The sequence below is a fragment of the Aurantiacibacter luteus genome, from assembly GCF_001010945.1.
Lineage (GTDB): Bacteria > Pseudomonadota > Alphaproteobacteria > Sphingomonadales > Sphingomonadaceae > Alteraurantiacibacter > Alteraurantiacibacter luteus.
The window spans coordinates 1-1,019 of record NZ_LBHB01000009.1 but is presented as its reverse complement, the minus strand read 5'-3'; the positions used below and the strand labels follow the sequence as shown (position 1 = coordinate 1,019).

Annotated in this window: 1 protein-coding gene; it reads left to right on the top strand. The window is 32.1% G+C overall.

Annotated features, from left to right (window positions below; translation table 11 throughout):
• Window positions 1–160 precede the first annotated feature (160 nt).
• Window positions 161–988, top strand: a complete 828-nt coding sequence (locus AAW00_RS14500) for an OXA-24 family carbapenem-hydrolyzing class D beta-lactamase OXA-72 (RefSeq protein WP_000713530.1) — start codon at window positions 161–163, stop codon at window positions 986–988.
• The last annotated feature ends 31 nt before the right edge of the window (window positions 989–1,019 follow it).

Genomic DNA, 1,019 nt, shown 5'->3' with positions numbered 1-1,019 from the left:
GTTTTTTAGGTCGGTCAAAAAATTTTAACTATATGAAAAACAAAGAATTTATAAAAAGCATTTCGTATAACGCCCATTATGTTAAATTAAAAGAGTTTTAACTTTTTTAATAAAAATATTATGCTCTAAGCCCCAAAATTTCCCCTAACATGAATTTGTAATGAAAAAATTTATACTTCCTATATTCAGCATTTCTATTCTAGTTTCTCTCAGTGCATGTTCATCTATTAAAACTAAATCTGAAGATAATTTTCATATTTCTTCTCAGCAACATGAAAAAGCTATTAAAAGCTATTTTGATGAAGCTCAAACACAGGGTGTAATTATTATTAAAGAGGGTAAAAATCTTAGCACCTATGGTAATGCTCTTGCACGAGCAAATAAAGAATATGTCCCTGCATCAACATTTAAGATGCTAAATGCTTTAATCGGGCTAGAAAATCATAAAGCAACAACAAATGAGATTTTCAAATGGGATGGTAAAAAAAGAACTTATCCTATGTGGGAGAAAGATATGACTTTAGGTGAGGCAATGGCATTGTCAGCAGTTCCAGTATATCAAGAGCTTGCAAGACGGACTGGCCTAGAGCTAATGCAGAAAGAAGTAAAGCGGGTTAATTTTGGAAATACAAATATTGGAACACAGGTCGATAATTTTTGGTTAGTTGGCCCCCTTAAAATTACACCAGTACAAGAAGTTAATTTTGCCGATGACCTTGCACATAACCGATTACCTTTTAAATTAGAAACTCAAGAAGAAGTTAAAAAAATGCTTCTAATTAAAGAAGTAAATGGTAGTAAGATTTATGCAAAAAGTGGATGGGGAATGGATGTTACTCCACAGGTAGGTTGGTTGACTGGTTGGGTGGAGCAAGCTAATGGAAAAAAAATCCCCTTTTCGCTCAACTTAGAAATGAAAGAAGGAATGTCTGGTTCTATTCGTAATGAAATTACTTATAAGTCGCTAGAAAATCTTGGAATCATTTAATAATTTCTAAAATTAACATAATACACCTTAT